The 23,842-nt window shown below is 40.1% G+C and carries 20 protein-coding genes; 13 read left to right on the top strand and 7 right to left on the bottom strand.

The annotated features are described in order from the left end of the window. The first annotated feature begins 3 nt into the window (after window positions 1–3). On the top strand, window positions 4–1,347 hold the full coding sequence (locus DPF90_RS09310) for a diguanylate cyclase domain-containing protein (protein WP_114786065.1): 1,344 nt from the start codon (window positions 4–6) through the stop codon (window positions 1,345–1,347). Here the strand turns inward: DPF90_RS09310 and DPF90_RS09305 are convergent. Then, a complete protein-coding gene (locus DPF90_RS09305) occupies window positions 1,344–1,871 on the bottom strand; it encodes a flavodoxin family protein (RefSeq protein WP_114786064.1) in 528 nt (175 codons plus the stop codon). The two genes, DPF90_RS09310 and DPF90_RS09305, sit on opposite strands and share 4 nt — an antisense overlap. A gap of 294 nt (window positions 1,872–2,165) precedes the next feature. Here DPF90_RS09305 and DPF90_RS09300 point away from each other — a divergent pair, with 294 nt between their 5' ends. The 7 genes from DPF90_RS09300 (at window position 2,166) to DPF90_RS09270 (ending at window position 10,944) form a co-directional block, all read left to right on the top strand. Next, complete coding sequence (locus DPF90_RS09300; RefSeq protein ID WP_114786063.1) at window positions 2,166–3,311, top strand: efflux RND transporter periplasmic adaptor subunit; 1,146 nt, start codon at window positions 2,166–2,168, stop codon at window positions 3,309–3,311. 11 nt (window positions 3,312–3,322) lie between these two features. After that, a complete protein-coding gene (locus DPF90_RS09295; protein ID WP_114786062.1) occupies window positions 3,323–6,445 on the top strand; it encodes an efflux RND transporter permease subunit in 3,123 nt (1,040 codons plus the stop codon). A 662-nt stretch (window positions 6,446–7,107) separates the two neighbouring features. After that, the gene (locus DPF90_RS09290) at window positions 7,108–7,902 is read left to right on the top strand and encodes a winged helix-turn-helix domain-containing protein (RefSeq protein ID WP_114786061.1); all 795 of its coding nucleotides are present in this window, start codon (window positions 7,108–7,110) and stop codon (window positions 7,900–7,902) included. Then, window positions 7,889–8,371: a hypothetical protein gene (locus DPF90_RS09285; RefSeq protein WP_114786060.1), complete on the top strand. Its 483-nt coding sequence runs from the start codon at window positions 7,889–7,891 to the stop codon at window positions 8,369–8,371. The genes DPF90_RS09290 and DPF90_RS09285 overlap by 14 nt, the downstream gene beginning before the upstream one ends. A 488-nt stretch (window positions 8,372–8,859) precedes the next feature. Further along, window positions 8,860–9,369: a thiol peroxidase gene (tpx, locus tag DPF90_RS09280; RefSeq protein WP_114786059.1), complete on the top strand. Its 510-nt coding sequence runs from the start codon at window positions 8,860–8,862 to the stop codon at window positions 9,367–9,369. Beyond that, entirely contained in the window at window positions 9,366–9,974 is a 609-nt protein-coding gene (locus tag DPF90_RS09275; protein WP_114786058.1) for a redoxin family protein, read from the top strand. The genes tpx and DPF90_RS09275 overlap by 4 nt, the downstream gene beginning before the upstream one ends. Before the next feature lie 595 nt (window positions 9,975–10,569). Continuing rightward, window positions 10,570–10,944, top strand: coding sequence for an SgrR family transcriptional regulator (locus DPF90_RS09270; protein WP_114786057.1), 375 nt, complete (start codon window positions 10,570–10,572; stop codon window positions 10,942–10,944). 25 nt (window positions 10,945–10,969) lie between these two features. Here the strand turns inward: DPF90_RS09270 and DPF90_RS09265 are convergent, their stop codons facing one another. Both DPF90_RS09265 and DPF90_RS09260 read right to left on the bottom strand, forming a co-directional pair. Further along, complete coding sequence (locus tag DPF90_RS09265) at window positions 10,970–11,329, bottom strand: hypothetical protein (protein WP_114786056.1); 360 nt, start codon at window positions 11,327–11,329, stop codon at window positions 10,970–10,972. Between the two features lie 68 nt (window positions 11,330–11,397). Then, complete coding sequence (locus DPF90_RS09260) at window positions 11,398–11,676, bottom strand: hypothetical protein (protein ID WP_240314497.1); 279 nt, start codon at window positions 11,674–11,676, stop codon at window positions 11,398–11,400. A 406-nt stretch (window positions 11,677–12,082) separates the two neighbouring features. Here DPF90_RS09260 and DPF90_RS09255 point away from each other — a divergent pair, with 406 nt between their 5' ends. Further along, on the top strand, window positions 12,083–12,379 hold the full coding sequence (locus tag DPF90_RS09255; RefSeq protein ID WP_114786055.1) for a hypothetical protein: 297 nt from the start codon (window positions 12,083–12,085) through the stop codon (window positions 12,377–12,379). Window positions 12,380–13,064: 685 nt separating this feature from the next. Here the strand turns inward: DPF90_RS09255 and DPF90_RS09240 are convergent. Further along, a complete protein-coding gene (locus DPF90_RS09240; protein ID WP_114786053.1) occupies window positions 13,065–13,997 on the bottom strand; it encodes a LysR substrate-binding domain-containing protein in 933 nt (310 codons plus the stop codon). A gap of 114 nt (window positions 13,998–14,111) precedes the next feature. Between DPF90_RS09240 and DPF90_RS09235 the strand changes: the two genes are divergently transcribed. After that, window positions 14,112–15,425: a 6-phospho-beta-glucosidase gene (locus tag DPF90_RS09235; protein WP_114786052.1), complete on the top strand. Its 1,314-nt coding sequence runs from the start codon at window positions 14,112–14,114 to the stop codon at window positions 15,423–15,425. 82 nt (window positions 15,426–15,507) lie between these two features. Here the strand turns inward: DPF90_RS09235 and DPF90_RS09230 are convergent, their stop codons facing one another. After that, window positions 15,508–16,401: a nuclear transport factor 2 family protein gene (locus DPF90_RS09230; RefSeq protein WP_114786051.1), complete on the bottom strand. Its 894-nt coding sequence runs from the start codon at window positions 16,399–16,401 to the stop codon at window positions 15,508–15,510. A gap of 118 nt (window positions 16,402–16,519) precedes the next feature. Next, window positions 16,520–17,413, bottom strand: a complete 894-nt coding sequence (locus tag DPF90_RS09225) for a LysR family transcriptional regulator (protein WP_240314490.1) — start codon at window positions 17,411–17,413, stop codon at window positions 16,520–16,522. Between the two features lie 421 nt (window positions 17,414–17,834). Here DPF90_RS09225 and DPF90_RS09220 point away from each other — a divergent pair, with 421 nt between their 5' ends. The 3 genes from DPF90_RS09220 to DPF90_RS09210 all read left to right on the top strand — a co-directional run bounded on the left by DPF90_RS09220 (window position 17,835) and on the right by DPF90_RS09210 (window position 22,326). Continuing rightward, the gene (locus tag DPF90_RS09220; protein WP_114786049.1) at window positions 17,835–19,265 is read left to right on the top strand and encodes a hypothetical protein; all 1,431 of its coding nucleotides are present in this window, start codon (window positions 17,835–17,837) and stop codon (window positions 19,263–19,265) included. Window positions 19,266–20,174: 909 nt separating this feature from the next. Then, window positions 20,175–21,554 (top strand): hypothetical protein, encoded by a 1,380-nt coding sequence (locus DPF90_RS09215; protein ID WP_114786048.1) that lies wholly within the window; start codon window positions 20,175–20,177, stop codon window positions 21,552–21,554. Window positions 21,555–21,801: 247 nt separating this feature from the next. After that, the gene (locus DPF90_RS09210; protein WP_114786047.1) at window positions 21,802–22,326 is read left to right on the top strand and encodes a cupin domain-containing protein; all 525 of its coding nucleotides are present in this window, start codon (window positions 21,802–21,804) and stop codon (window positions 22,324–22,326) included. A 304-nt stretch (window positions 22,327–22,630) separates the two neighbouring features. On the opposite strand, the gene DPF90_RS09205 is transcribed toward DPF90_RS09210, so the two are convergent. After that, the gene (locus tag DPF90_RS09205) at window positions 22,631–23,821 is read right to left on the bottom strand and encodes a glycoside hydrolase family 5 protein (RefSeq protein ID WP_114786046.1); all 1,191 of its coding nucleotides are present in this window, start codon (window positions 23,819–23,821) and stop codon (window positions 22,631–22,633) included. Window positions 23,822–23,842: the final 21 nt, after the last annotated feature.

Below are 23,842 nucleotides of genomic sequence, written 5' to 3'. Positions count from 1 at the left end.
GCTATGTTGAATTCTCTGTTTAAAAAGCTGTTTGTTTTATCAACCACAACGTTAATACTGACGTTGTTTATTATTGTCTCTTTCACTAGAGTCTCAGCAGAGCAAAAAAAAACCAAAATAGAGTTAGATCAAATTATTGATCTGCAATTATCGGTCGATCTATTGCGAAGTCAGTTATGGTTTTTCCTGCAGTTCGGTGATGAATTAAGTTTAAATCAAGTCGAACTCGCACAAGCTGAGCTATCAGTTAAGCTTGCTAAATACAGAAAAGAGAGTGCTCAGTTAGGCAATATTCAGAGAATGAACCATAGTTTGAATGCTTTGCTGACAAAAGAGATACAACTTTATGCTGAAGAAGGGAGCGTATCAAATGGTAAAGCTCCAGAGAGCGTCAATTCGATAGGCTTTCTTCACTCTAGATACAATATGATCGTTCAAAATATGACAGAAGAATTGGCGTATGTGCATAAATCCGTACTCAACGGCAAGACCGATAATGTGCATAATGTTATGATGTATGCTGCGGCTTGGTTAATTGTGTGCTCAGTTTTAGTGAGTGCTACCGCTTGGTTAATCTTGTTTCGTTTTAAAGCTGGCGTTGAAGCGATGAAAAAAGCAATTGGTGATCTTGCGGCTGGGAAGCTCGACTCAAAAGTAGAAGTCATCAGTATGGACGCTGAATTTAGGGAAATGGCTGGTTTTTTTAATGATATGACACACTCTCTCAGAGACACCACTGTGACCAAGCAAGAGTTGGAAGATGAAGTAAAGCGCCAGACTAAGCAACTGATGCATAAGCAAGAGCAATTGATCTTTCTTTCTGAACACGATCCTTTAACTAACCTAATGAACCGTCGAGCATTCGACAAAGCATTAGAAAGTGCTATCGTCAAAGCAAACCGAAGTAACTGCAAGCTGGCGCTGTTTTTCATCGATCTCGACGAATTTAAGTCAGTAAATGATACTTACGGTCATGATGCAGGTGATGCTATTTTAGTCGAAGTGTCCAAGCGTATTCTTACCGCTATTAGAGAGTCTGATTTTGCGTGCCGTCTTGGCGGAGACGAATTTGTTGTATGTTTAGACTTACTTCATGACTTTGATATTGTGTCAGAAAAGTCAAAGCAGTTGCTAGAAGCTATTAGTCTTCCGATTGAGTTTAACGGTCATAAATTAAAGGTTGGCGCGAGTATCGGGGTAAGCTACTTCCCTGATCATACAAGAAACAAGGAAGTATTAGTCAATCTAGCAGATGAGGCTATGTACCGTGCTAAGCAAATCGTTGGGTCTGCTTGTTATGATGGCCAAGAATCAGAGACTAAAAGGTTACCTCGCCAATACGGTTAATCTCTATTATGCAAGGGAATAGCATTGTTTAATGCGTTATTAAACCGATCTATTTCATTGTCATCTATGCTGTAGCCACTTCGGGTACAGGCATGAAGTGTTGCAACGTAACTGATTTTATTGTACGCGAAAAATTCACTAAAAAATGCCCGAAATACCGGACACATTCTGCGATTTCCTGAGCTAGAAACCACAAACCCTCGTTTTGTTTTGAACAGTTGATGCTGATTCTTCAGCTTGGGTGAAGCACTGAGTTCTGTCATACGATCAATCAGGTCTTTCATTGGTGCAGTCACGGCATACCAATATACCGGGGAAGCAAAGACGATATTGTCAGCGTCACTGATTCTGTTAAGTAAGTTATAAAAATCGTCATTGGGGTACTGGTTATCATATCGGTAGGGGGTGATGTCTAATTCATCGATATGGATCACTTCGCATTGGTGGTTGGCATGAACCTTGCCGACCGTTTTCGCCGTATTGCCATTTTTGTTGGTGCTCGAGAATAGAATGATAGTCTTCATTTTTTGTCCTTGATATTTACCGAGGACAGTGACCTTAAAACCTAAACTAAACTTTAGGTCAATGCTTATTCGAAATTCTCTGGTAAATCGGATAACTCATCGCTCGCTTTGATGTTTTTTAACTCATCGCAACTCCTTATTTTATGTAGTTTTTACATTTATGTTTCATGTTTGTTACGTATGTCATTAAAAAATAAAGTTAATATTCATATGTAAAAATATTCATATACTATTGTTGTCGAATTTGTATTTTTCCGTATAAGAATTGTTCTCCATGTTCTAGAAGGGTTGTATATGAGAGTGAAGTTGTTGCGTTGGTATTTGCCTTTTGTCCTATTGGCGGTGGCATATGGAGGCTATATTGCAATCTCTTCTGGAAATGCAGAAGCGTTAAAAATAGAGCAGGTTGAAGTACCGCTAACGGTTAAGGTGTCTCATTTACGCTCCGGAGATCATAATGTCGTTATAACCAGCCATGGTGAAGTGGTTCCAGTTGAAATAACGCAGCTTTCTGCGCAAGTTTCAGGTGAAGTGATCAGTTGGCACCCAAGTTTTGTCCCTGGGGAAGTGGTAAAAGAGGGCGAGATCTTGTTTTCAATCGAGAGTGAAAACTACAACGCCGCTGTTTTGCAGGCAGAAGCGGACCTTGCCACGGCTCAAGCAGCTTTAATAGAAGAGAAAGCCAAAGCTGAAGTGGCAAAGCGTCAAGCGAAGAATGTCCCTTCTAATCAAGTCACCGACCTCTACTTGCGTAAACCCCAAGTATTGAGCGCACAAGCTCAGGTAAAGTCAGCGTTAGCTTCACTTAAAAGAGCAAAGAGAGATCTAGATAATTGCCGAGTGGTTGCCCCGTATGATGCGCTTGTTGTTGAGCGTGATATTGGCGTAGGACAATATATTACAGCAGGGACTCGTGTCGCTGTTTTAAATAACATCGAATCAGCAGAAATTCATGTTCCAATTGCTGGATTTGATAGTGTATTTCTACCTGAAGATTACTCAGGTGTTACTGCTAAAGTGACTCAGAAAGGGGTTGTCAATATCGAACGAGAGGGAATCATAAAAAGAGATTTAGGTGTGATTGATAGCGCGACGCGCATGACCAGTTTGGTCATTAACGTCGATGATCCTTACGCATTGACGTCAGACATGTCGCCTCTTAAATTTGGGTCTTATGTTGAAGTGAACTTCGTAGGTAAAACCTTAACACATATTTATCGCCTACCCCAAGAGTTAGTGAATAATCGTCAGGTATGGATTGTTAATGAGGACGACGAGCTTGAGCCTCGCACTGTCAATGTATTGCGCGCAGAACAAGAATTTATGCTCATTAATGAAGGTTTAAAAGATAACGATCGGCTGGTGTTGACCGTACCTGAATATCCGCAAAAGGGGACTCAAGTCCAACTTAGTACTTTTAATGACGAATCAAAACAGTAAGGCTCGCAGGCGTGGATGATAGAAAACCTAGAGGTCTGATTGTATATTTCGCACATAACCCAGTGGCTGCGAATTTACTGATGATGTTCGTTCTCATTGTGGGTACAGTCAGCTTTATTTTTATTCAAAGACAGATGTTTCCCAATCTTGAAGTTAACTACATTAATGTGCAAGTTCAGTATCCCGGAGCCTCCCCTCAAGAAATTGAAGAAAGTATCTTAATCAAAATAGAGGAATCTTTAAAAAATGTCTCTGGTATTAAACAAGCGATAACTAACGTCTATCGTGGCAGTGGTTCGATAGAGCTAGAGATCGATGTGGACCAAAAGATAGAGGATGTTCTTGATAAGGTGCAACAAAAAGTCGACTCGATATCTAATTTTCCAGTTGGTATGGAGCCGATTCAAGTTTATCAATATGAATTTCAGCAGGATGTTATTCAAATTGTTCTAGCTGGTGATCGGCCCCTACTGGAGCTTAAGCCTATAGCCAAGCAAATTGAAGATGAACTATTGCAACTCAATAATGTTTCTTTGGTTGATATGAGTGCACCAGAATATGAGATTGGTATAGAAGTCGAACCCGAGATGCTGCGCAAGTATGACTTGACCTTAATGGATATCAGCACCGCAATCCAGCAATACTCAGCAAATTATTCCGCAGGTGAAGTCAGAACCGATGGAGGATTCATTTCTGTTAGAATTGAAAACCAATATTATAGCGGCGATGAGTTTAGAGATATTCCTGTCAAGATAGGAAATAATGGTGGTAAGGTTTTACTTCAAGATGTTGCCACTATTAAAGATGGCTTTACCGAGGACGAACGTTACTTTAAGTATTCGGGTGAAAATGCAATCTATCTCTCTGTGAATGCCACAAAAGATCAAAATATGGTGACGGTTGCCGAAACAGTCAAAGCTTATATAGAACAGAAAAACCCAAAACTTCCAGCCGATATTAAAATCAAGACATTAGTTGATATGACGTACTATCTTAACGCGCGTCTCGACATGATGTTAAAAAATCTACTTCAGGGTGCTGTACTTGTTGCTTTGATGCTGAGTGTGTTTTTGCGTGTCAAGCTCGCGATGTGGGTGATGATTGGTCTGCCAGTCTGCTTTTTGGGCGCAGTTATGTTGATGCCTTTGGTTGGTGTCAGTATCAATATTGTGTCATTGTTTGCCTTTATCATGGTACTCGGGATTGTGGTAGATGATGCCATTGTTATAGGTGAAAGTGCCTATACAGAAATAGAGAAGCATGGAAGTGGTATTGATAGTGTTGTCCGTGGCACACTAAAAGTGGCAACACCTGCAACATTTGGCGTCCTGACAACAATTGCGGTTTTTGCACCTTTTCTTATGTCGAAAGGCATTGAAAGTGCATTCTTTTTTGGTATCGCTGCCATTGTCATTCTGTGCTTGGTCTTTAGCCTGATTGAGTCTAAGTTGATCTTACCCGCACATTTGGCGCATTCACGTTTTAAACCGATTGAAATAGGCAGTTGGCGCTATCGATTTAATCAAAACTTTTTTAATTTTGTCAATGGACCATATCGCCGCTTTGTTTTCTATTCTACGTATTGGCGCTGGAGTGTGCTAGCAAGCTTTATCGCTGTATTGGCGATAAGTATTGCTTTAGTGATGGGGAATTATGTTCGAATTATACCTTCACCTAAAGTTCCTCATGATTTTCCTACCATCAAGCTCATCATGAATGACAATGTATCGAGTGAACAGACGATTCAAGCTCTAAAGATAATTGAAACTACGGTGCTTAACATTGATGAAGAAATAGAGCAGCAAACTGGGCAGAAGATGATTCGGGATATCTTGACATTTAGCCAAGGGCGTAAAGAAGGTTTGATGGTGATCGCTCTGGTTGATGAAGAAAAGCGGCTGTTCAATACATTTGAGTTAGCGCGTCGCTGGCGAGAAGCAATCCCCAACATACCAGGCAAGAAAACGCTGACGGTGTCTGATAACGTCAATGATAGTGATAAAGGAGATGAATTTGGATTTTTGCTGTATGGCTCTGATATAGAAACGCTGAATGCCGCTGGGCGAGACCTTATTTTGCAATTACAGCAGCAAGATGGGTTATTCGATATCTCGTCGTCAATGGACACAGGAAGTAAAGAAATACTGCTGTCACTTAAGCCTGTCGCTTATGATTTGGGTGTCAACTTATCTGATATTGGTACTCAGGTAGGAGTCAGTTTCTATGGTGGAGAAGCGCAGCGCATGATCAGAGAAGGTGAGGAAGTCAAAGTGATGGTTCGTTACCCTCAATTGACACGAGAGGCCTTCGCCTCACTGCGCTATGCGCTAATCACGACTCCAGATGGACAAAAAGTGATGTTAGGTGATGTTGTTGATATCGTTCAGCAGCCTGGAGTGAGCAGTATTCGCCGTGAGGGTGGCTTTCGCAGTGTTTACGTATTTGGGTCGATTGATGAGGAGCAGGTTGAGCCTAATGAGGTGGTTGATAGAGTCAATGAATCCATTTTGCCCGACATTTTGTCCCAATACAGAGGGGTGAAAAGCCAGCTTGGTGGCTCGATTGAAGAGCAGCAAGCACAGCAGGACGAGCAAATTATTTTCTTTGTTGCAGGTATGATTATTGTCTATATCCTGCTCGCTGTCCCACTAAAAAGTTATACCCAGCCGTTAATTATTATGTCAGTTATTCCATTCAGCCTGACCGGAGCGATTTGGGGGCATTATTGGTTTGGTCTTGATCTAAGTATGATGTCCACATTTGGTCTCATTGCGGCGGCGGGTGTTGTGGTTAACGACTCTTTAGTTATGACGGATCATGTCAATCAAGTTAGAAACAATGGATTGTCTGTCAAAGAAGCGGTTGTCGAAGCTGGTTGTGCTAGGTTTAGGGCAATTATCCTGACGTCTATTACCACGTTTGTCGGGGTTTTACCGATTATGTTTGAAACCAGCTTGCAAGCAAGGTTTGTTATTCCCATGGCAGTCGCTCTGGGTTTTGCTGTTCTGTTTGCTACTATGCTGACCTTGATCCTCGTACCTTGCTTGTACTTGATTTTGGATGATCTAAAGTGCTTTGTACAAAAGTTAAAGTATCGTCTTATTGCAAAGCACTCAATCAGTTCTGGCCGCTAAATAAACCGAGTATCACTCAAGATGAAAACCATGCGTCTTGTTTGTATGGTTTTCTCGCGTTTCCCCGTTTATGGGTAGCCATTTGAAGGTATCTTTGAGTTGATAAACCTAATCTTTTCAGTAGTAAAAAATGTTGAAAACTGGTCTTACCTCTATATTTTTTAGTCAGTGCAGAGTTTTAACATGGGATCGGTTCCTTGAACGTATACGCATCGCTAGTTTGCTATTTTAGCTTTGAAGTAGATTTCCATTTGTCTGGTCTATGTTACTTAATATTAAAGATATTTTATGAAAATACTTGGTGTTGTTTTTGCTTCATATTCAAAGCTATTGGTGTTTATTCTTCTTATTCCACACCATGTATAGTTCCTAGTTGTTTATAACAAACTGTAATATTTCACTATTGTTTTTTATAATATTAATCAGTATTGTACGCTGAAAAGTGACAAGAAGAGTCACTCCATCGAGTTTGCTAAACAGGTTTGTTTGCTAAGGGCTCTTTCCCACTATCGGTGTATCTAATTTAACTACGTGGCTCCAAGGTGGAGTGATGTCACACTCTGAAATTCGGGGTGTAAAGGCCAACAACGGCTAAGCTTAAGGAAAGCAGGGGCTTTAGGCATATGGTCTGAAATTTTGTTGAAAAACTTAGTTAAGCATATATGAATTATGAATCTTTATGGCAGTTGTACCCTCTAGCGCGAGAGCAGCTTGTTCATGTTAAAAATCGGAGTGCTAAGAAGCTCAAGGGCACAGAGTGCCGTGTGCTGGAGATTTTGATTGCTCAGCAAGGGCAAGTTGTGTCTAAGAAGGAGCTGTTTGAAAAAGTATGGGGAGAACGTGTCGTCTCTGAAAATAGTTTGACCCAGTGCATCGCACAACTTCGTATCGCTTTGGGTGATAGTGGTAAAGAACAAAAATTCATTAAAACAGTGCCATCTCGTGGCTACATGCTGTTTGAAAATGTGGTGGAATTAGTCGATATCGAGAAACTATCGAGTGATAATTCAGCCGTCTCAAGTCCTAACCCTGTACAAACTGAACCTAAAACAGAGGATGTCAATGAGTACAGTTATCGACAACAATTCAAACTGCTGCTTGCGCTTGTTTTAGGCGTTGTATTACTTATTCAAGCGTCGGCTGCTATTCACCGTTTGACATTCTCATGGAATGTTCCGACGGACACATGGGTTGAGACTGAGCGTGATGGACGAGATTATTTATATTTCGACAATCAGGCAAGTGAGGCTATGTATCGATACTTGAGCGAAAACAGTAGCCATTTAAATGATTCCCCAGTGACTGACCTATTAATTTCGACGGGCGTTAGCAACTATTATTTGTCTTGTGTCTACCGATCTGAATCCAGTGGTGATCAGCAAGTGAAGAATTTGAACTTCTCACTGCGTGAAAACTTCTATTTTATTGGAGAAACAGTGCGTGATGTTTGTAGATAAGGTTCTTAAAGCACTGTTTGTTTTGGTTGTTATTGCAACAGTGTCTAACATAGGTTTAAAACTGCGCGATGTGCCAGAGATAATGAATGGCAAGCAGAGCCTACTTTATTACAGTAACAACCTGAGTTTTAGTCTTGATGGAGACGTCCTATTTAGTGAGGATTATCATACGATTAACTATAGGTTGTTCTTAAATCAAAAATCTCACACAAGCAGGAAAGTATATGGAGAGCCTAAAGGGTTGTACTTTAGTTATTACACCCAATTTTATGATAAAGGCTTGATTCAGTCTACCGATTTTACCTTTCCTGACGGTGCGCTTTCTACAAGCCACATAACTGAAATAGAGGCTCATAACTTACGGCGTATTAGCGAAGAGAAACTACAAATTATATACAAAGAAGGCAAAGTCGTATGTTTTACAAAACTTTTGGATGGGGGCGTAAAATGTCACGTCCGGCGCCAATAGTGATATAAAATAGACTCTTTTAGCATCTGACACTCCACAGAAAATAGAAAATCCTCTTTAATTTTCAATATCCTAATTGAATATTATCTTGGCAGTCATAAGACTTTTTGACTCCTAATCTTAATTGTTAATCCGCGAGCTCGCCTTGGCTTTAGTGTTAAAACTAAAGCCTACACATCTCTATCTAAGTGGTTGATATTTATAGCTAGTCAAAGATTAAAATAGACAATAAATGTACATTTTTTACATGTTTTAGTGTAAATATACTAGTGCTTTAGATTATTTTTTATTTAAAAACAAATACTTAATGGCTATCGGTGTGATTCACAAAGGTTGTTATAACTTCATTCAGAGTTTGACGAGACTAAGGGCATTATGGATAGGTCGTTGAAAAGAGCAGCGGGGCGCACTGACGCTCGCTTTTGTATAAAGCTGCATTTTCAATCCAAGATAAACCAATAAATATAGTTAAAATAAAAGAGGTAACTATGTCAGTCACATTCTTAGGAAATCCAGTTGAGCTATCCGGTGAATTGCCACAACAAGGTCAAGTCGCGCCTAGTTTTACTTTGTGTGATCATGCTTTAGCTGATATCGGTCTTGAACAGTTTGAAGGCAAGAAGCTAATACTGAATATTTTTCCAAGTGTTGACACGCCTACTTGTGCTAACAGCGTTCGTGCATTCAATGAATTAGCTGAAAATCTTGAGAATACGGTTGTATTGTGTGTATCAGCAGACTTACCGTTCGCACTAACTCGCTTCGTAGAAAAAAATGAACTAAATCATGTATCTATCGCTTCATTTTTCCGTTCACCAACGTTTGCATTAGATCATGGTGTCGCTATCTCAGACTCTGTTTTGCGCGGTTTGGCTGCACGAGCTGTGATTGTGTTAGATGAGGAGCGGACAGTATTGCATTCTCAACTTGTTCCTGAAATAGCGGATGAACCTAATTACCAACAGGCATTAGCAGCGGTAAAGGGAGTATCATCGTGAAACGAGCTCTAACTCTGCTAACAATGATAACTTCTGCTTGGGCTTATGCAGGTTTTGAGGTGACGGATCAATCTGCTGGTTTGGGTGAAACACAGAGTGTTACTTTGGAATACAGCACAACATTCAACCTTGGTGGTCAGACGTTGGAAAAAGGTGACCTTATTCCTTCTATGATGCTTTCGACGTCAAGTCTAGAGAAAGTTGAAACTCAAGGTAGTGGCAAGGTTCGCATCTATAATGTTTTGGTGTCTGTTGATACCCCCGTTTGTGTTGAGCAGGCCATAGCATTTGATCAAATAGCTCAAGATAACCCTCAATATGATGGAAAAATTGAGTTCATAAATGTCAGCGCTGATACGCCATTTGCTCAAGCTCGGTTCATAGCTGACAAAAAATTGAGCCAGAAGGCATCATTCTTATCAGACTCTTTTAATCACGAGTTCGGTCAAAAGACTGGAGCCCACATAGAAGAGTTAGGCCTATTATCTCGAGCTGTCATTGTGGTTGGAAAGGATGATCGCATTCTCTATATCCAGCGTGTTCCAGAATTAACACAATTGCCAGACTTAAATGCTGCTATTGATATAGCCAAGCGTAATATTTAACTAATGACCAAGCCCTAAGCGTGTTTGTGAGCGCTTAGGGCTTTGTACAGAATTCTTATATAGATTTTTATGAAATTGCTTGTCCCGCTATGCCTGGCGCTGTTTGTTGCACTAGGTTTCTATGCGGTATTTTTTGTTGTTATTGATAGTTTTGATGGTTACTCGCTTTGCAAAGAAGCATTGCGTTATCAGCAATTTCAATATTATCCCCATAGAAACCCTTGTATGTAGCGAGTTAGGTTTCTGATATGAAATAAAAAAATCCTCAGATATGAAAACATATCTGAGGAAAAATACGCAGGCATAGACAGGTATAGCCCGCAAATAGCAAATACTTTAGCTATTAATGAGGATTCATACAGGCATAGGGCCATTAATCTGAATCAGCCCAGCCATTATAAGCGCTCAAACATCAGCTAAATAGGTAGAGTTTCCTACATAGCTTGCTTGTTTTGCGCAAAGAACACTCTTATTAGAGTGGGCTAGGCAAAATGCCCAATAGTGGGACGAAAGGATACTCCCTAAAACTAGAAAGGAGGGAAGCGCTCCTAAACATAGCGCTTTAACCACTAACTTGTATTTTGAGAGGAAAATTATGGCAGAAAGTAATATTCGCCGTCTAAATCAACTATTGAAGGCATATAAGTGCCACAATACTTACAATGTGTTGGTAGAAGACTTGGCAGTAGCACTAGCTTCATCGAGGAGGAATGTCGCTTTGATTATAAAGCGTTTAGTTGCTTTGGGTTGGATAGAGTGGCAGCCAGCTGTTGGTCGCGGCCAGACGAGTATATTGAAAATTCAAACATCGGTTGATGAAGCACTATACCAGACGATGGTAGAACAACTTGAAGAAGACCGCTTTGACCTTATTTCCAAATTAATTGAGCAATATCGGGAAAAAGCGGTTAGAGCACTGACTCGTGCTATGGGGATTGAGTGTGCAGATCTCTCGATGATACAGAAATAAATCGAAAAATCGTGTACCAGAAGACTTAAAACCAACGTCTCGCATACTCACCGTTTAGTTGCATTACAGTATCAAAAACAGATGTGTGGCGGATAAATTGTGTGTAAAGCTGTTCTCTGTACTCAAGTTGAGCGTTACCGTTGAGTTGGCTGTAGTGTAAAAGAGCATTCACAGCTGCTTGGCAATCGGGTGCGAAGGTTTCACTAAGTGCAGCGACAACCGATTTTGCTTGGTTTGATTCTAATGCAAATGAAATTTCTTTAGCTTTCTTAATAAGTGCTTGTGCAACTGCGTGCTTTTCTGCCTGATCTACTTTAAGCTTTAACTCGTCTTTATCATAAGTCAGTCCAATTTGATCAAGTTTTTCGGTTAGTTCTTTATACATAACATTGCCTGGGTAAAAATATAAAATTTGGACATCAATCAGAATAACTGATGGTATTCTCGTTCTTTTTATGGCGAGTGTTGAGTAAGTTTTTCTAGTAGGGCATCAGAGACTTTAATATGTAACACTTGGTACTCTCTGGTTGTTTTTAGTGCTTGTATGAGTCCCCATGACTGATTAGCGTAAATCGCAGACAATATGGCACCTATATTATTTTCATGACCAGGGCACATTACAGCGGCTACCATACAGGCGATTACATTGTCGTCGGTTACGTTAAATTCGAGTAACTTTGCACAGCGAATCACTTCTTCAATACGTGTAATCATACCCTCTAGCTCTCTCATCACTCTTGGTTACCTACATAAATGATCTCAGGTCACTAAGTATTTAAATAACGAATTTGTAAATAATTGCAAACTATACGTTGTCAGCTTATAAGAACTAATTACTTTAAATAATGAAATAAAGTCATAGATCAATTCATTATTTATTGTTTGACCAAGGTGCTTTCTGACCTATTCATGATGCATTAAGGGTTAAGTTTGTTGAGAAATAGTCGGATAAAAGCAGACTATTACTTATGAACTCTTAGATCATAAAAGTTCATGTAGGTTTACTATCTATGATGATCAGTTCTTTGGCACTATCCGTGTCCCCAAATTCGATGCTCGTAGTTAAGATTCTATGTTCTTGCACATAAGGCGAACTGTTATATGGGTTTAAACTAGCGAGCTATAAGTAGGAGTGCCAGTGATTACATTTGAACTGAATGACATAAATGCCATGTTACCTTTACTGGGTGATATTTGTTGTGCCAATGATGTGAGTTTAAGATACGAAAATCGTCTTTTCCCTATTGAAGCGGCTCAAACTGTGGTGACTGATTTTGAACAATATGGGCAGATTCAATCTATCGAAACGCATTATCATCTGCTACTGCGCTCAGGTATTACATTAGTATTCCCATTATCGTCAGGTAAACCAGTGACGACAGCTCATGTTATGGAAACACTAGATTCTATTGCTCCAATGCCTACATACCTGTAGATGAGAAGGGGAGCTCATTGAAGTTGATGAGTTACATCCAATCTCACATTGTTTATATGTTGCAAGTTTTCTCTTCTTTCTGAGTTTAGATAGCGTGATATCAAGGATCCCTTTTGCTTCGTTCCAAGGCGTTACCACAACGTGACAATAGCTGAGAAATTTTTCCAAACTCAGTTCGCTCTGATATGGGTGCTCTTGGTGATGCAAACACACATAATGATCATAGAACCATACTTGATTACTGATACTTTCAAAGCTTTCAATTTCATGCGCAAATCCGCATACTAAATCGAACTGACTTTCTCGTAAAGCAACCTCTGGCAGCCTTTCTTCAAGATTAAGAAATTCAATTTTTATGTTTGGATAATCATGACTGAGTTTTGCGATAAAATAGCGCATGCACCAACTGGTGTAGTCAGTAACTGCTATCCTAAATGTCTGCTCGGAATTTGGGTCGAAGGCCGAAGAGAAGGTAATTTTAAAACATTTGGCAAATCCGGCTTTAGAAAAAGACTGTGAGTGATTTGAGTGGTCAGTACTCGATTGGAATCAGCCTGCTATCGATTTCTATCGCTCTGTTGGTGCGAAACCTCAAGATGAATGGATAAAATATCGACTCAGTGGAGAGAGCCTAAAAGAGTTTGCACTAAGTTAGGATCATTGACTTGTTAGCCCAAGCGCTTTTTCATTTGCTTGGGCTATTTTGCAGCTGAGCCTCTAACCATTGAATAAAGGCGGCGTTTTTGGGCCTATTTTGCTGTCCATTTAGACAGATCAAATCATAACTTAGCTCAGCGTTAACTTGGTTAAAAGGTGTGACTAATTCTCCTTTTTCCAAACTGGACTTGATGAGAGATAACCGTCCCATACCCACCCCCATTCCATTCTTTGCCGCTATCATTGCCATGTCTGCATGGTTAAATAAGTAGGTTTTTTCCTTTGTATTGATTGAGCAGAGGCTTTCATCATTTTGATTTTTCAGCCAGAGATCCCATTCTTGGCTGTAGTCTCCTGTCTCTATGGATTCATTGCAGTGTATAAAAGTGATGTTAGAGAGCTGACTGAATACGCTATTTTCATTTGAAAAGTGGGTTTTGAAGTAATCAGGACTGCACACAGGAATAAGCTTCTCATCGAATAGCTTTTGGTGATAAAAACCAGGATGTTCTCCTGAACTGTAGTAAATCGCGATATCAACAGGTTCATGCTGAAAGTTGAGCCGGCTGGCTTTGACTCTGAGTTTAACGCTCAGGTTGGGGTACAAACGCTGAAATTCGGGTAGTCTTGGTAGTAACCAACTTTGAGCAAAGGTAGGAGCAGCACCAATATAGAGTTCACCACGTAATTCATTGAATTTAATGTCTTCTAGTTCAGAAAATATCACTTCGAACGACTGATTTAACGCCTGTAGAAGCCGTTCTCCTTCCTTAGTCAGCTCTAGACGTCGAGTCATGCGCACAAATAGGTTAAACCCAAGCTGCGCTTCTAGTGATTTAATGCGCTGGCTGACTGCTCCTTGAGTAATAAATAGTTCCTCTGCGGTTTTAGTGAAACTGAGGCATTTCCCAGCCACAGAGAAAGTGTACATATTTGATAGCATCTGCTGCTTTTGCGCCATTACTCATCCCTATGAATTAGTCTTGCTAATTCATGTTACGGGTTTTTTGGTTTGTTTTGTAGGTTTTGATGTTTTTAAATTAACAATACTTATCCACTGGCGGGAAATTTGCTGATGAAAGAACATCTCAAGATCACAATTATTGGTGCTGGCTCAAGTTATACACCAGAGCTTATTGAAGGGCTCATAAAACGGCATCATGAACTGCCCATTGGAGAGCTTTGGCTGGTGGATATTAAAGATGGTGAAAATAAGGTAAGCATTATAGGTAGCCTTACACGTCGTATGCTTGAGAAAAACAACTTGTCTCATATTGCGGTACATGTGACTTTTGATCGCAGACAAGCACTTAAAGATGCCGATTTTGTCTGTTCCCAATTCAGAGCTGGTTGCCTCGAAGGGCGGATCCGTGATGAACGTATTTCATTGAAATATGGCATGATAGGTCAAGAGACTAATGGCCTTGGGGGATTTGCTAATGCATGCAGAACTATTCCTGTTGCACTGGAAATTTGTCGGGAAATGGAAGCCTTATGCCCTGATGCATGGCTGCTTAATTTCACTAATCCTTCCGGTATGGTAACAGAAGCAATTCTAAAACATACCAAGGTTAAAGTCGTCGGTCTGTGCAATGTCCCTGTGATTATGCAAAAGGGGATTGCTAGTATTCTAGATGCCGATGAACAAGATTTTGTCCTGCAAGTTGCTGGACTCAATCACTTTATTTGGGCACGTCAAATACTTCATGAAGGACGTGACAAAATGCAGGATGTCATGGATGAAATTCTTGCTGGTAATGATCCACTGGTACCCAGCAATATTCCTCCATTTGAGTGGCCCGCAGAGTTGTTGTGCAACATGAGGATGATCCCTTGTGCTTATTTACGTTATTACTACACCAGTGAAGATATTATGAAGCAGGAGATCAAAGAAGCCAGTGATGAGGGTACGCGTGGGGAAGTGGTTAAAGCCATGGAACAGCGCTTGTTTGAGATCTATCGAAATCCTAATCTAAGTGAGAAGCCGAAAGAGCTGGAAAAACGCGGCGGGCAATATTACTCAGAAGCAGCGTGTGAACTAATGAGCTCCATTTATAATGACAAACGCACTATTATGCATATTAATACTCGCAACAATGGGGCGATTAATGGATTACCAGATGACTGCGCTGTTGAAGTGAGTTGTATGATCACCAAGGCTGGGCCAGTGCCGCTTAATGTCGCACCCTTTCCAGACGATACTTTAAGGCTTATCCAGTTGATTAAAGAATTTGAGTCACTGACGGTCGAAGCCGCTGTTAATGGCGATCGTCACGCTGCTCATCGCGCACTGATCCTAAACCCGTTGGTGACTACGGGCACAGTTTTGGAAAAAGCCTTAGATGAAACTATTGAAGCAAATCGAGACCACATGCCTCAGTTTCGCTAGATACGCATTATGAGAAAGGTCCTTTAATCAAGGACCTTTAACGCTTGTTATCACTGATTTCCGAGATATCGCTTGGCTTTTACTAAGGCACTTTGGGGTAAGAAAAAACACTATTCTTGTTTTTTGATTTTCCGGTTTGGGTTTCTACTACATCCCAGTGTTCGACAATCAGGCCATCATGATTAAAACGGAATATGTCAATATAGCCCGTACCGAAATCGCCTTTTTTATTTAAGTCTATCTGTTTTGAATGGACCAAGACCATATCGCCCATGGCAATGGTTTTGGCTATTTGCGTACTATATTTAGCGTCATTTTTATGTAGGTAATCAAGATAGTCAAGTAAGGCGTCTTTCCCGTCAGGTACCTCTGGGTTATGCTGAATGTAGGTTTCATCGGAGACATATTTTTTCACAGCAATTTTATTGGCGGGATTATCAAAGCTTTTAATGATTGAAATCGCTCTTTTCCTGTTACGCTCGATATCTTGAGTGCTATCGTAAATATTCACCTCAGGACCTTGATACATGGTGTTCTTGTTGGCTGATAAAGCAGGGACTTTTTGATAGTGGTCCCAGTGCTCGACCAATTTACCATTTTCTTCTCGCCAAATATCTACATATACGTATTGGCTTTTGTCAGAAGCTGTCCAAACTGAGTGTATTGCCACATAAGGGCCTTCAGCGATGGTACGATAGATGTCAATGTTTACGTTGGGATCAGACGTTAATTCTCCCGCAATCGCCTTCATTAACTCAACAGGGCCATCCCCATATGCTGGGGCATGTTGGATGTAAGTATCACCTATATATTTTTCAAAGTTATTGAGGTTACGGTACATCAGAACATCTTGGTAAAAACCTTCTGCGAGCTTTATCGCGTTACTCGTTTGTTTGTCAATAGTGCTAAGGTCAGCAAAGCTCGGTGCAGCGAGTAGACACATAGCGAATCCGATAGCAGCAGATTTAATAGACATAACTTTTCCTCTAAGTACTTCTTATTGAGAATCTAAATGCTATCGGGCGAAATTCATCGGACATACAGGAAGTTAACCATAGGTGATATGAACAAACTCGATGAGTTAGTCAATATTATTAATCATGCTGCATTAAGTTTTTAAACCAAGTGTGACGTTGTGACTTTTTATTTCTACAATGCCAAATTTTAACGATATTAAACGGATCAAGATCGAAAGGCAGAGGGACATAGTCAAAGTCACGAAAGATTGTTTTGGATAAGCGAGAAGGCATGCTGACAATAATATTGGTGTCTCTTATCAAAGCGGCAACGGCAGCGAAACTGTACGCACTGGTGACGATTTTTCTTTTCATCCCTCGTTCGTGAAGTAGGCTATCAATTTCAGTGTGGTGCACATGCTCATAGGCCATGATTGCATGAGGTTTGGCGCAATATTGTTCAAGAGTTTTCGGCGCTGTTTGCTTTTTTGGGTTGAAAAAGCAAACATCTTGGTCTGTCAATATTTTGGTTTGAATCAAATCGGACTCGTTACTGGTGAGCTCTGGAGTCAAAACTAAATCAACATCTCCCGCTCTTAGTAACGAAGCCCATTTTTTTTGGGTACGAGCTGGTGCAATATGTAAGTGGCTCAGAGGTGCTTGTGTCTGAAATTTTTCGAACTTTGGTTTTACAATAGTTTCTATTTCATAGTCATTGGCGGCGATCACAAAGCCTTTTTCATCACGGGAAGGTCTATAATCTTTTGGGCATGAAAATTCTTGCATTGCAAGGATAATTGCCCTTGCTTGACCTACTAGATCACTTGCTTTTGGTGTCGGTGCGATACTGCGTCCACAGGCAACAAACAGCTCATCGTCAACGATCTTACGTAATTGATTGAGCCCATGACTCACCGTCGATTGAGTTACTCCCATACTAGCCGCTGCCTTAGTGACGGATTGGTGCTCGTAAACGCAAATAAACATACGAAGCAGGCGTCCATCCAGTGAAGAGTAATCGAAATTATTCATAGGTCTTATTGAACTGATACGGTGTATTGTTTTTTTTATTTATAACATGCTTTATTTAAACGTTACAACACCCCACTGTGCTTAGGACTATTCAAACCATAACCATGCAGTATCTATGACACTCGATGAGCATGGAGATAGTCAGCATAACATCGGGTATGTGCACTATGTTACAGCGTTGATAATTTTTTAATGAATGATTTATAGAGGTAACAAATGTATTAATAGTTATCTGTCCAATTATAAAGTTTAACAACTTAGATATTTTTCAATCGGTATCTTATTCACCGTAGAACAGTTGCTCATTATCCCAGACGAAATAGGCTTGTGTATCCAATTAGTCATATATGCTCTTTTCTCCACTTTAAATGAGTGGAAATGTAAATATCTGTCATTTAATGAAATAATACAGGAATATAAAATGTTAAAAAAAACATCATTATCAATAAGCGTGGCGCTCTCCCTTTCTTCTGGTGCCGCACTCGCTCAAGCCTCCACTTTTTTTTCGGAATCAATGCAAGGCCTCATTTGGAGTGATGGTATTCATTCTGAAAATGGTATCTATTCAGGTGGCGAGTTTCCAGAATCTGCAAGACTAACGTTTGCTGAGGATGCTTTTGGTCCAACGATTAATTTTGATTTTGAAAGCTCGTGCGGCTCAGTTTCAGGTACCATACTTACATCACCCAGTTCTTATCCATCAAGTGCAAAAATCGCCATGAAACTAGATAGTGAACCTAAATATACGCGAGTATGTAGCGAAGCTGAGAAAAAATCTTTTAACACCTTTCTAAAAGCCGATCATGCTCGTTTAGTTCGACCTTTTGTTGGTGGCCCTGGGGCTCTTCATTTATCCTCAACTGATACAGGTGACAGACTTTATTTTGAAGATCAAACTTCAGATATTCAATCAGAAAATGCTTATCGTTCTGTTTACAACACGTATTGGGTGAGAGAATCAGTTCTTGGCTCTCCTGGTAGACTATCTATGAGTAACTACCTTCAAGAATTTAAGTCTCTTACACCTGAAATTCTGAGAGAATATGGTTTTTCACCTTTATCTAAAGATGCTGGATCCATGAGAATTACCCGATCTACCAATACCAAGTTTGGGCAGGTAGCAGAAATGCAACTTAGTGATGATCCCTCATCCTATAAATTTTCGAGCGATGAAGAGTTAACAGAACCTCAATTTAAATTTGATGATTTACCACAAAACAGTTATTCGCAAGGTACTATTAACTTTGGAAAATTTAGCGAGCAAAGTAGACATCCCGATGAATTTGATGGCTCATGGGCCAATGACCTGCTGAAGATGAATGTATTTCAGTATGATAATGATAGAGGAGGGATAGGTTTTTCCTATAAAGCTGTTGAGGGCGCTGATGCTTTGGATGCTCCAGCTGCAGATCACGTAACATACTGGTTTAAGCGATTTGCTAAAGAAGCAACTATTGCCGATTTAAAAAATACCAAATGGATAGGTAGAATTAATGGTGATTTTCTTGCTGTTAGTTTTTCACATTATTCATTAAATGACATCCTTATGACTATGAGTTATGTAGATCACCTACCACATAATGACACTAATGTTATAAGAGACTTGGCAGTAAAATTCAGCACTAATAACGATAGAACGGGTAGATTGGCATATGCCAGTGGTGTTGATGATGTAAATATGCTAATACGACCATCAAGATTTATAAACTCCTTTACTAACTTTAAAGCAATCGTGTTGGACTATTCATATCCTAGTAGCCGCGGTCTTCATATTGTGACAGAGAATGAAACGTTTAGCTTCTTAGAATACGATTTATACGCTGAACCGAAGCAATCACTCTTTGTTGACTAACTCATTGTAAGAGACAGCAGGCTCGATTTGGAAGGATCGAGCCTAGTTAATAAATTGTGAATATGGCGTTACATCGTAAGTTTCTCATGTGGCTGTTTCGATGGGTATTGAATGCCAAAAGTGTATTGCCGTTGATGATGCAGATATTGGTATCAAAGCTGCTGTGCTGCTGGAATGAAGGCTTGCTATTACAACATTGATGGCCAAGTACATGACGAAAAGAACGTCATTTCGATTTCACACATGCCAGAGTTGTTTAAATTTCTTTCGTAGTTCAGAAAACCCTAGAGATAAGTTAGTAATATTTTTATTTTTCACTATTTAATACGATTTTACTTACGAATTTTGACGACCAAGACAATGTAACAATTTATTGCTGAAATCGCAGAAACCGCTCTTGTCAAGTTTAAGATAAAGTGGTGGTTTATGACCTTATTGCCCAAATGACTATGGTCAATTCGTTAGTGGCACATTATCTTTTTCATATCGATTTGCATAAATATCGCAATAATCTCGTAGCCTAAACAATATATTATTTCGTCCGAAAACTCAGGGCGAACATAGGCTTAAGTCAAATTTATCAATTCTAAACAAGCCATTCATTTTACCTACATCGAGATTATTAAAAGTTATTCGAAGCTAGCACATTTATTCCAAAAAAGGGCAAAAACCTTTGGTTAGAGCATGTCTTTTCGAGCCTTTATAAAGAGACTTAAAAGTGTTTAAAGGCCTACTTAAGTGGTTGTAATCATTGATTATCTATTGTTTTATTGTTGAGCGCGCAATCATCATCAGATCCGACTCATCTTCCTTGTTAAAGGTCGAAGAATATTCTTATTTTTCGGCATTTAGATTATGAGGTAAGTGAGGCTTTTATTCATTAGAAACGTTACTATAGGAAAAATGATAATGAAGATTACCCCTTTATCAATGGTTATTGCACTTTCGTTTTCTTCAGGAGCTGCGCTGGCACAAAGCCCATCTTTTGCAGAGTCAATGGAAGGAAGAATATGGACGAGCGGTGAAGTGGTTGATGGACAATATCGTGAGACCATGCGGTTGATGTTCGATGATAAGGCCAACCCTCAGTCCGTTCGATTTATATTAGACCACACTTGTGGCTCTCTTTCAGGAACCATGAATGTCGCTGAAAACTTTGACTTCGGGACTGGTGGGCTCAGCATGGTCATTGATCGTCATAACCAGAGAATGGCTGGCTCATGCAGTGACACTGAAATGGCAAATCTGAATACGTTCAAACAGGCAGATAATGTTTTAAAAATCACCAATAATACAGATAATTTATATTTGCAATCGAAAGAAACAGGTGGAAAAGTTTCGTTGCAAGACAACACAAATAGCCTGAAATCTGCTCAGGCTCAACGCTCAGTATACGATTCGTATTGGATACACCAAGACGGAAAGAATACGGCGGTATCAGCTAAGCCTTACCTTAAACGCATTCAGGAGTCGAGTTCGGGTGATGTTGATTTCTATGGTTTTCAGCCATTGGTGGTACATAAACATGGTTTGAGAATTACCAGATCAAGTAAAACCCACTTTAGATTAGTGGCTGAGACAAAAGATAATAGTAACCCTATATCAACATGGACTCCTAATTCACAGCTACCGGATGATGAACGACCTCAAACTCGCTTCGAGTTTACTAACGTGTTTCAACATGGTTACACACAAGGCTCCATCGATTTTGGAAGCTTTGAGGAGAAAGATGATGAGCCACTTCAATGGGCGAAGACTTTAACGCGAATGACGACATTTGAATATGATAATGACGCCGGAAAGCTGACCTTTTTGCCTAAGCCAGCAGAAAATGCTGTTCTAGTCGCGCCGCCCCTTAAGTCAGATGACGGCGATTCATCTACTTCTTTTGATGATCCTGCATATTTTGTTGCATCTAACGTCTCGCAAGAACCCGTGACCTTTAAGCGTTTGGTGAAAGAAGCGACGATTACTGATCTCAAAGACACAGAGTGGACAGGTAATATTGCTGGCGAACATGTAACCGCTAATTTCAAGTACTATTCATTAAACGATATCTATATGAGGGTAAACAATTCTGGAGAGATCGGAATCGTTAAATTTACCAAAACAAATCAAGAAACAATAGGCAAGGCGAGAGTGCTTTATGCGCCCGCGAGTCAGAAGGCTTCAGCCTTGCTGAGCACAACACTTCCTGAGTTAAAGTCAGTAGTACTGGAGTATTCAGGCGACACCCGTAAACTGCATATGGTTACCGCGAGTGATATTGCTACGCTGACAGAGGACTAGCAGTTCTCGATAGTATTTTCCTCAGTAACATAATCAATACTGTGTCAACTAAGCCCAGTTCTGTGTAACTGGGTTTTTTATGATAAATGGTTACTTGATGTCTCGAGCTCTACATTGATGGATATTCTTATAAATAAAAATTCGAATAAGTAGGTGATTACTCACGTTTACTCTTAGTGAATAAATGATGATATTGCTGCTTCCAGAGAAAACAATATAATCTTTTTATTTCATGGAGATAACTCTAATGTTGTCGAATCAGGTTGACTATTTGGTGAGAAAGCTAGATCTCAAACCTCATCCAGAAGGAGGGTATTTCAGTGAATCTTATCGCTCTAATGAAATTATAAAATGCCAACCCGAGAGGTTTATGGGTGAACATGTCTATACCACCTCGATATATTATCTTTTGCAGCAAAACAATGTGTCTATGTTTCACCGACTTAAACAAGATGAGCTTTGGCATCACTACGTAGGAAGTAGTGTCGTAATACATATTTTGCACCCAGAAGAGGGGTATCAGAGACGAACTCTCGGCTGTACTTTTGAAGACGAGTTAGCTGATTATCAAGTAGTAGTTCCGCAAAACACATGGTTTGCTGCAGAGGTGAAAGATAAAACGCACTTTTCTCTGGTCGGGTGTACGACAGCACCTGGTTTTGACTTTTCCGACTGGGAGCTGGCCAATCCAGAAGAATTGACTCAGCAATATCCACAACATCGCAGTTTAATAGAAAGAATCATGATCACTCATGAATGTTCCCTTGCGTAATAGAAAAAACCCGCACAATGGGCAGACTGTACGGGTAAATAAGGGCAACAATTTTTATTTGATTTTGTTCGTTTGGAGGTTGTTGGCTAAATATCCATATTCAAACTGTTATAAAGTATTCGTGACTCTTTGGAATAACTTCATACCAGTGTAACCAACGTTAACTAAAGTAACACTTCTGTTACTTTTGGTTAAATGATAAATATGAAATTATAAATTTCATTTGTGAAAGCAATATTTGGTAGACAGCTCTCTAGGCACAGTCTAATTTCCTGGCCTTACGTCAGTTTACCTAAAACCGCGTTTACAACTTTTTTTGAATAACCGAGAACAAGGGCGATGATTGGTACTGGATTGGGTCTGGTTCGCCTTTTTCCTGCGCTTTCCAGTAATCCCAACCTACAGCCTTTGTTGCGCCTAGCTCATAATTCATGCCATCCCACTCATCTTCACGAAAGGAGTAAAATGCCCAGTGTAGGTTATTTTTGTCCAAAGCCTTGATGACATCAACCAAGTAAGTTGCGCAATTGTTGAGTTTTCTTACGCACCCAAATTCACCTGCTAACAGCCTGTTCGTCGGAATTCCATGCGCTTTTGCCCAGCTGACAGGGCTATGTAAATATTCGCTTACCTTATCTGCGTTCCACATTACTTTGGACTGATTAGCAAACGGTACTAGCCCCGGATATTGATATGGTTTTTTTCTCCTGAGGTTATACGAGCTCGTTGCTTGGTAAGGTTCGTACATATGGAAACTGTATAAAACCTTGTCATCACTGAGCGCTTTATTCCAATAGGTAAAACTGTCTGCGGCAGCGTACCAGCCTGCATCCACCATAATGGGCGTGGCGGGGTCGACCTTTCTTATTGCCTCGATAACTTTTTCGTAGAAAAGAGGTAAATCACGACTTCCTCCTTGATTTATCTTGTACCAAGTGTGCATTTCTTGATGAGATGCATGTTCTTGTAATCCAGCATTTTTCTCTGGGGCAGGCTCGTTAACGATATTGTAAGCGGCGATGTAAGGGTTATCTTTTAGCTTTGAAGCAAGATCGACCCAAAACTCTATCGCCTTATTCCAATTATTTTGGTGTTCGAATAAGCGACCATCATAGCGACGTCCATTATTTTGTGACCAACGCATGAAAGGCAATGATAAAGGTGTAATAACGACTTTGAGTCCTGCTTTCCCGGCTTTGTTTACCTCGTTTATCAATACATTGAGATCTTGCGGGACTAAGCCCTGATAATCGTCTGCATCACCGATCAGGAAATCACGGTGGTCTGATTCCCATTTGTCATACGCAAGACGAACCCAAGTCGCATTATATGCTTTAAGGTCTGGATACAATTTTTCGGTTGCCGGCATTCGATTGAACACATTGGCACCGTGTTGTGGGGTGTCCCAAAAACTTATCAAATCCGCCGCTGTAGCGGGTTGAACCGAGAGGCAGCTTAGTGATAGTGCCATAGACTTAATTACATTTTTTAACATACATAAACCATAGTGAGTGGT

The sequence above is a fragment of the Vibrio tetraodonis genome, assembly GCF_003350295.1.
GTDB lineage: Bacteria > Pseudomonadota > Gammaproteobacteria > Enterobacterales > Vibrionaceae > Vibrio > Vibrio tetraodonis.
This window is presented reverse-complemented; position numbering and strand designations above follow the sequence as displayed.

What these genes read in the sequence shown, in the direction of transcription:
- DPF90_RS09310 (WP_114786065.1), top strand. Translation starts at nt 4, where the DNA reads ATGTTGAATTCTCTGTTTAAAAAGCTGTTTGTTTTATCAACCACAACG.
- DPF90_RS09305 (WP_114786064.1), bottom strand. Translation starts at nt 1,871, where the DNA reads ATGAAGACTATCATTCTATTCTCGAGCACCAACAAAAATGGCAATACG.
- DPF90_RS09300 (WP_114786063.1), top strand. Translation starts at nt 2,166, where the DNA reads ATGAGAGTGAAGTTGTTGCGTTGGTATTTGCCTTTTGTCCTATTGGCG.
- DPF90_RS09290 (WP_114786061.1), top strand. Translation starts at nt 7,108, where the DNA reads ATGAATTATGAATCTTTATGGCAGTTGTACCCTCTAGCGCGAGAGCAG.
- DPF90_RS09285 (WP_114786060.1), top strand. Translation starts at nt 7,889, where the DNA reads ATGTTTGTAGATAAGGTTCTTAAAGCACTGTTTGTTTTGGTTGTTATT.
- tpx (WP_114786059.1), top strand. Translation starts at nt 8,860, where the DNA reads ATGTCAGTCACATTCTTAGGAAATCCAGTTGAGCTATCCGGTGAATTG.
- DPF90_RS09270 (WP_114786057.1), top strand. Translation starts at nt 10,570, where the DNA reads ATGGCAGAAAGTAATATTCGCCGTCTAAATCAACTATTGAAGGCATAT.
- DPF90_RS09265 (WP_114786056.1), bottom strand. Translation starts at nt 11,329, where the DNA reads ATGTATAAAGAACTAACCGAAAAACTTGATCAAATTGGACTGACTTAT.
- DPF90_RS09260 (WP_240314497.1), bottom strand. Translation starts at nt 11,676, where the DNA reads ATGAGAGAGCTAGAGGGTATGATTACACGTATTGAAGAAGTGATTCGC.
- DPF90_RS09240 (WP_114786053.1), bottom strand. Translation starts at nt 13,997, where the DNA reads ATGGCGCAAAAGCAGCAGATGCTATCAAATATGTACACTTTCTCTGTG.
- DPF90_RS09235 (WP_114786052.1), top strand. Translation starts at nt 14,112, where the DNA reads ATGAAAGAACATCTCAAGATCACAATTATTGGTGCTGGCTCAAGTTAT.
- DPF90_RS09230 (WP_114786051.1), bottom strand. Translation starts at nt 16,401, where the DNA reads ATGTCTATTAAATCTGCTGCTATCGGATTCGCTATGTGTCTACTCGCT.
- DPF90_RS09225 (WP_240314490.1), bottom strand. Translation starts at nt 17,413, where the DNA reads ATGAATAATTTCGATTACTCTTCACTGGATGGACGCCTGCTTCGTATG.
- DPF90_RS09220 (WP_114786049.1), top strand. Translation starts at nt 17,835, where the DNA reads ATGTTAAAAAAAACATCATTATCAATAAGCGTGGCGCTCTCCCTTTCT.
- DPF90_RS09215 (WP_114786048.1), top strand. Translation starts at nt 20,175, where the DNA reads ATGAAGATTACCCCTTTATCAATGGTTATTGCACTTTCGTTTTCTTCA.
- DPF90_RS09210 (WP_114786047.1), top strand. Translation starts at nt 21,802, where the DNA reads ATGTTGTCGAATCAGGTTGACTATTTGGTGAGAAAGCTAGATCTCAAA.
- DPF90_RS09205 (WP_114786046.1), bottom strand. Translation starts at nt 23,821, where the DNA reads ATGTTAAAAAATGTAATTAAGTCTATGGCACTATCACTAAGCTGCCTC.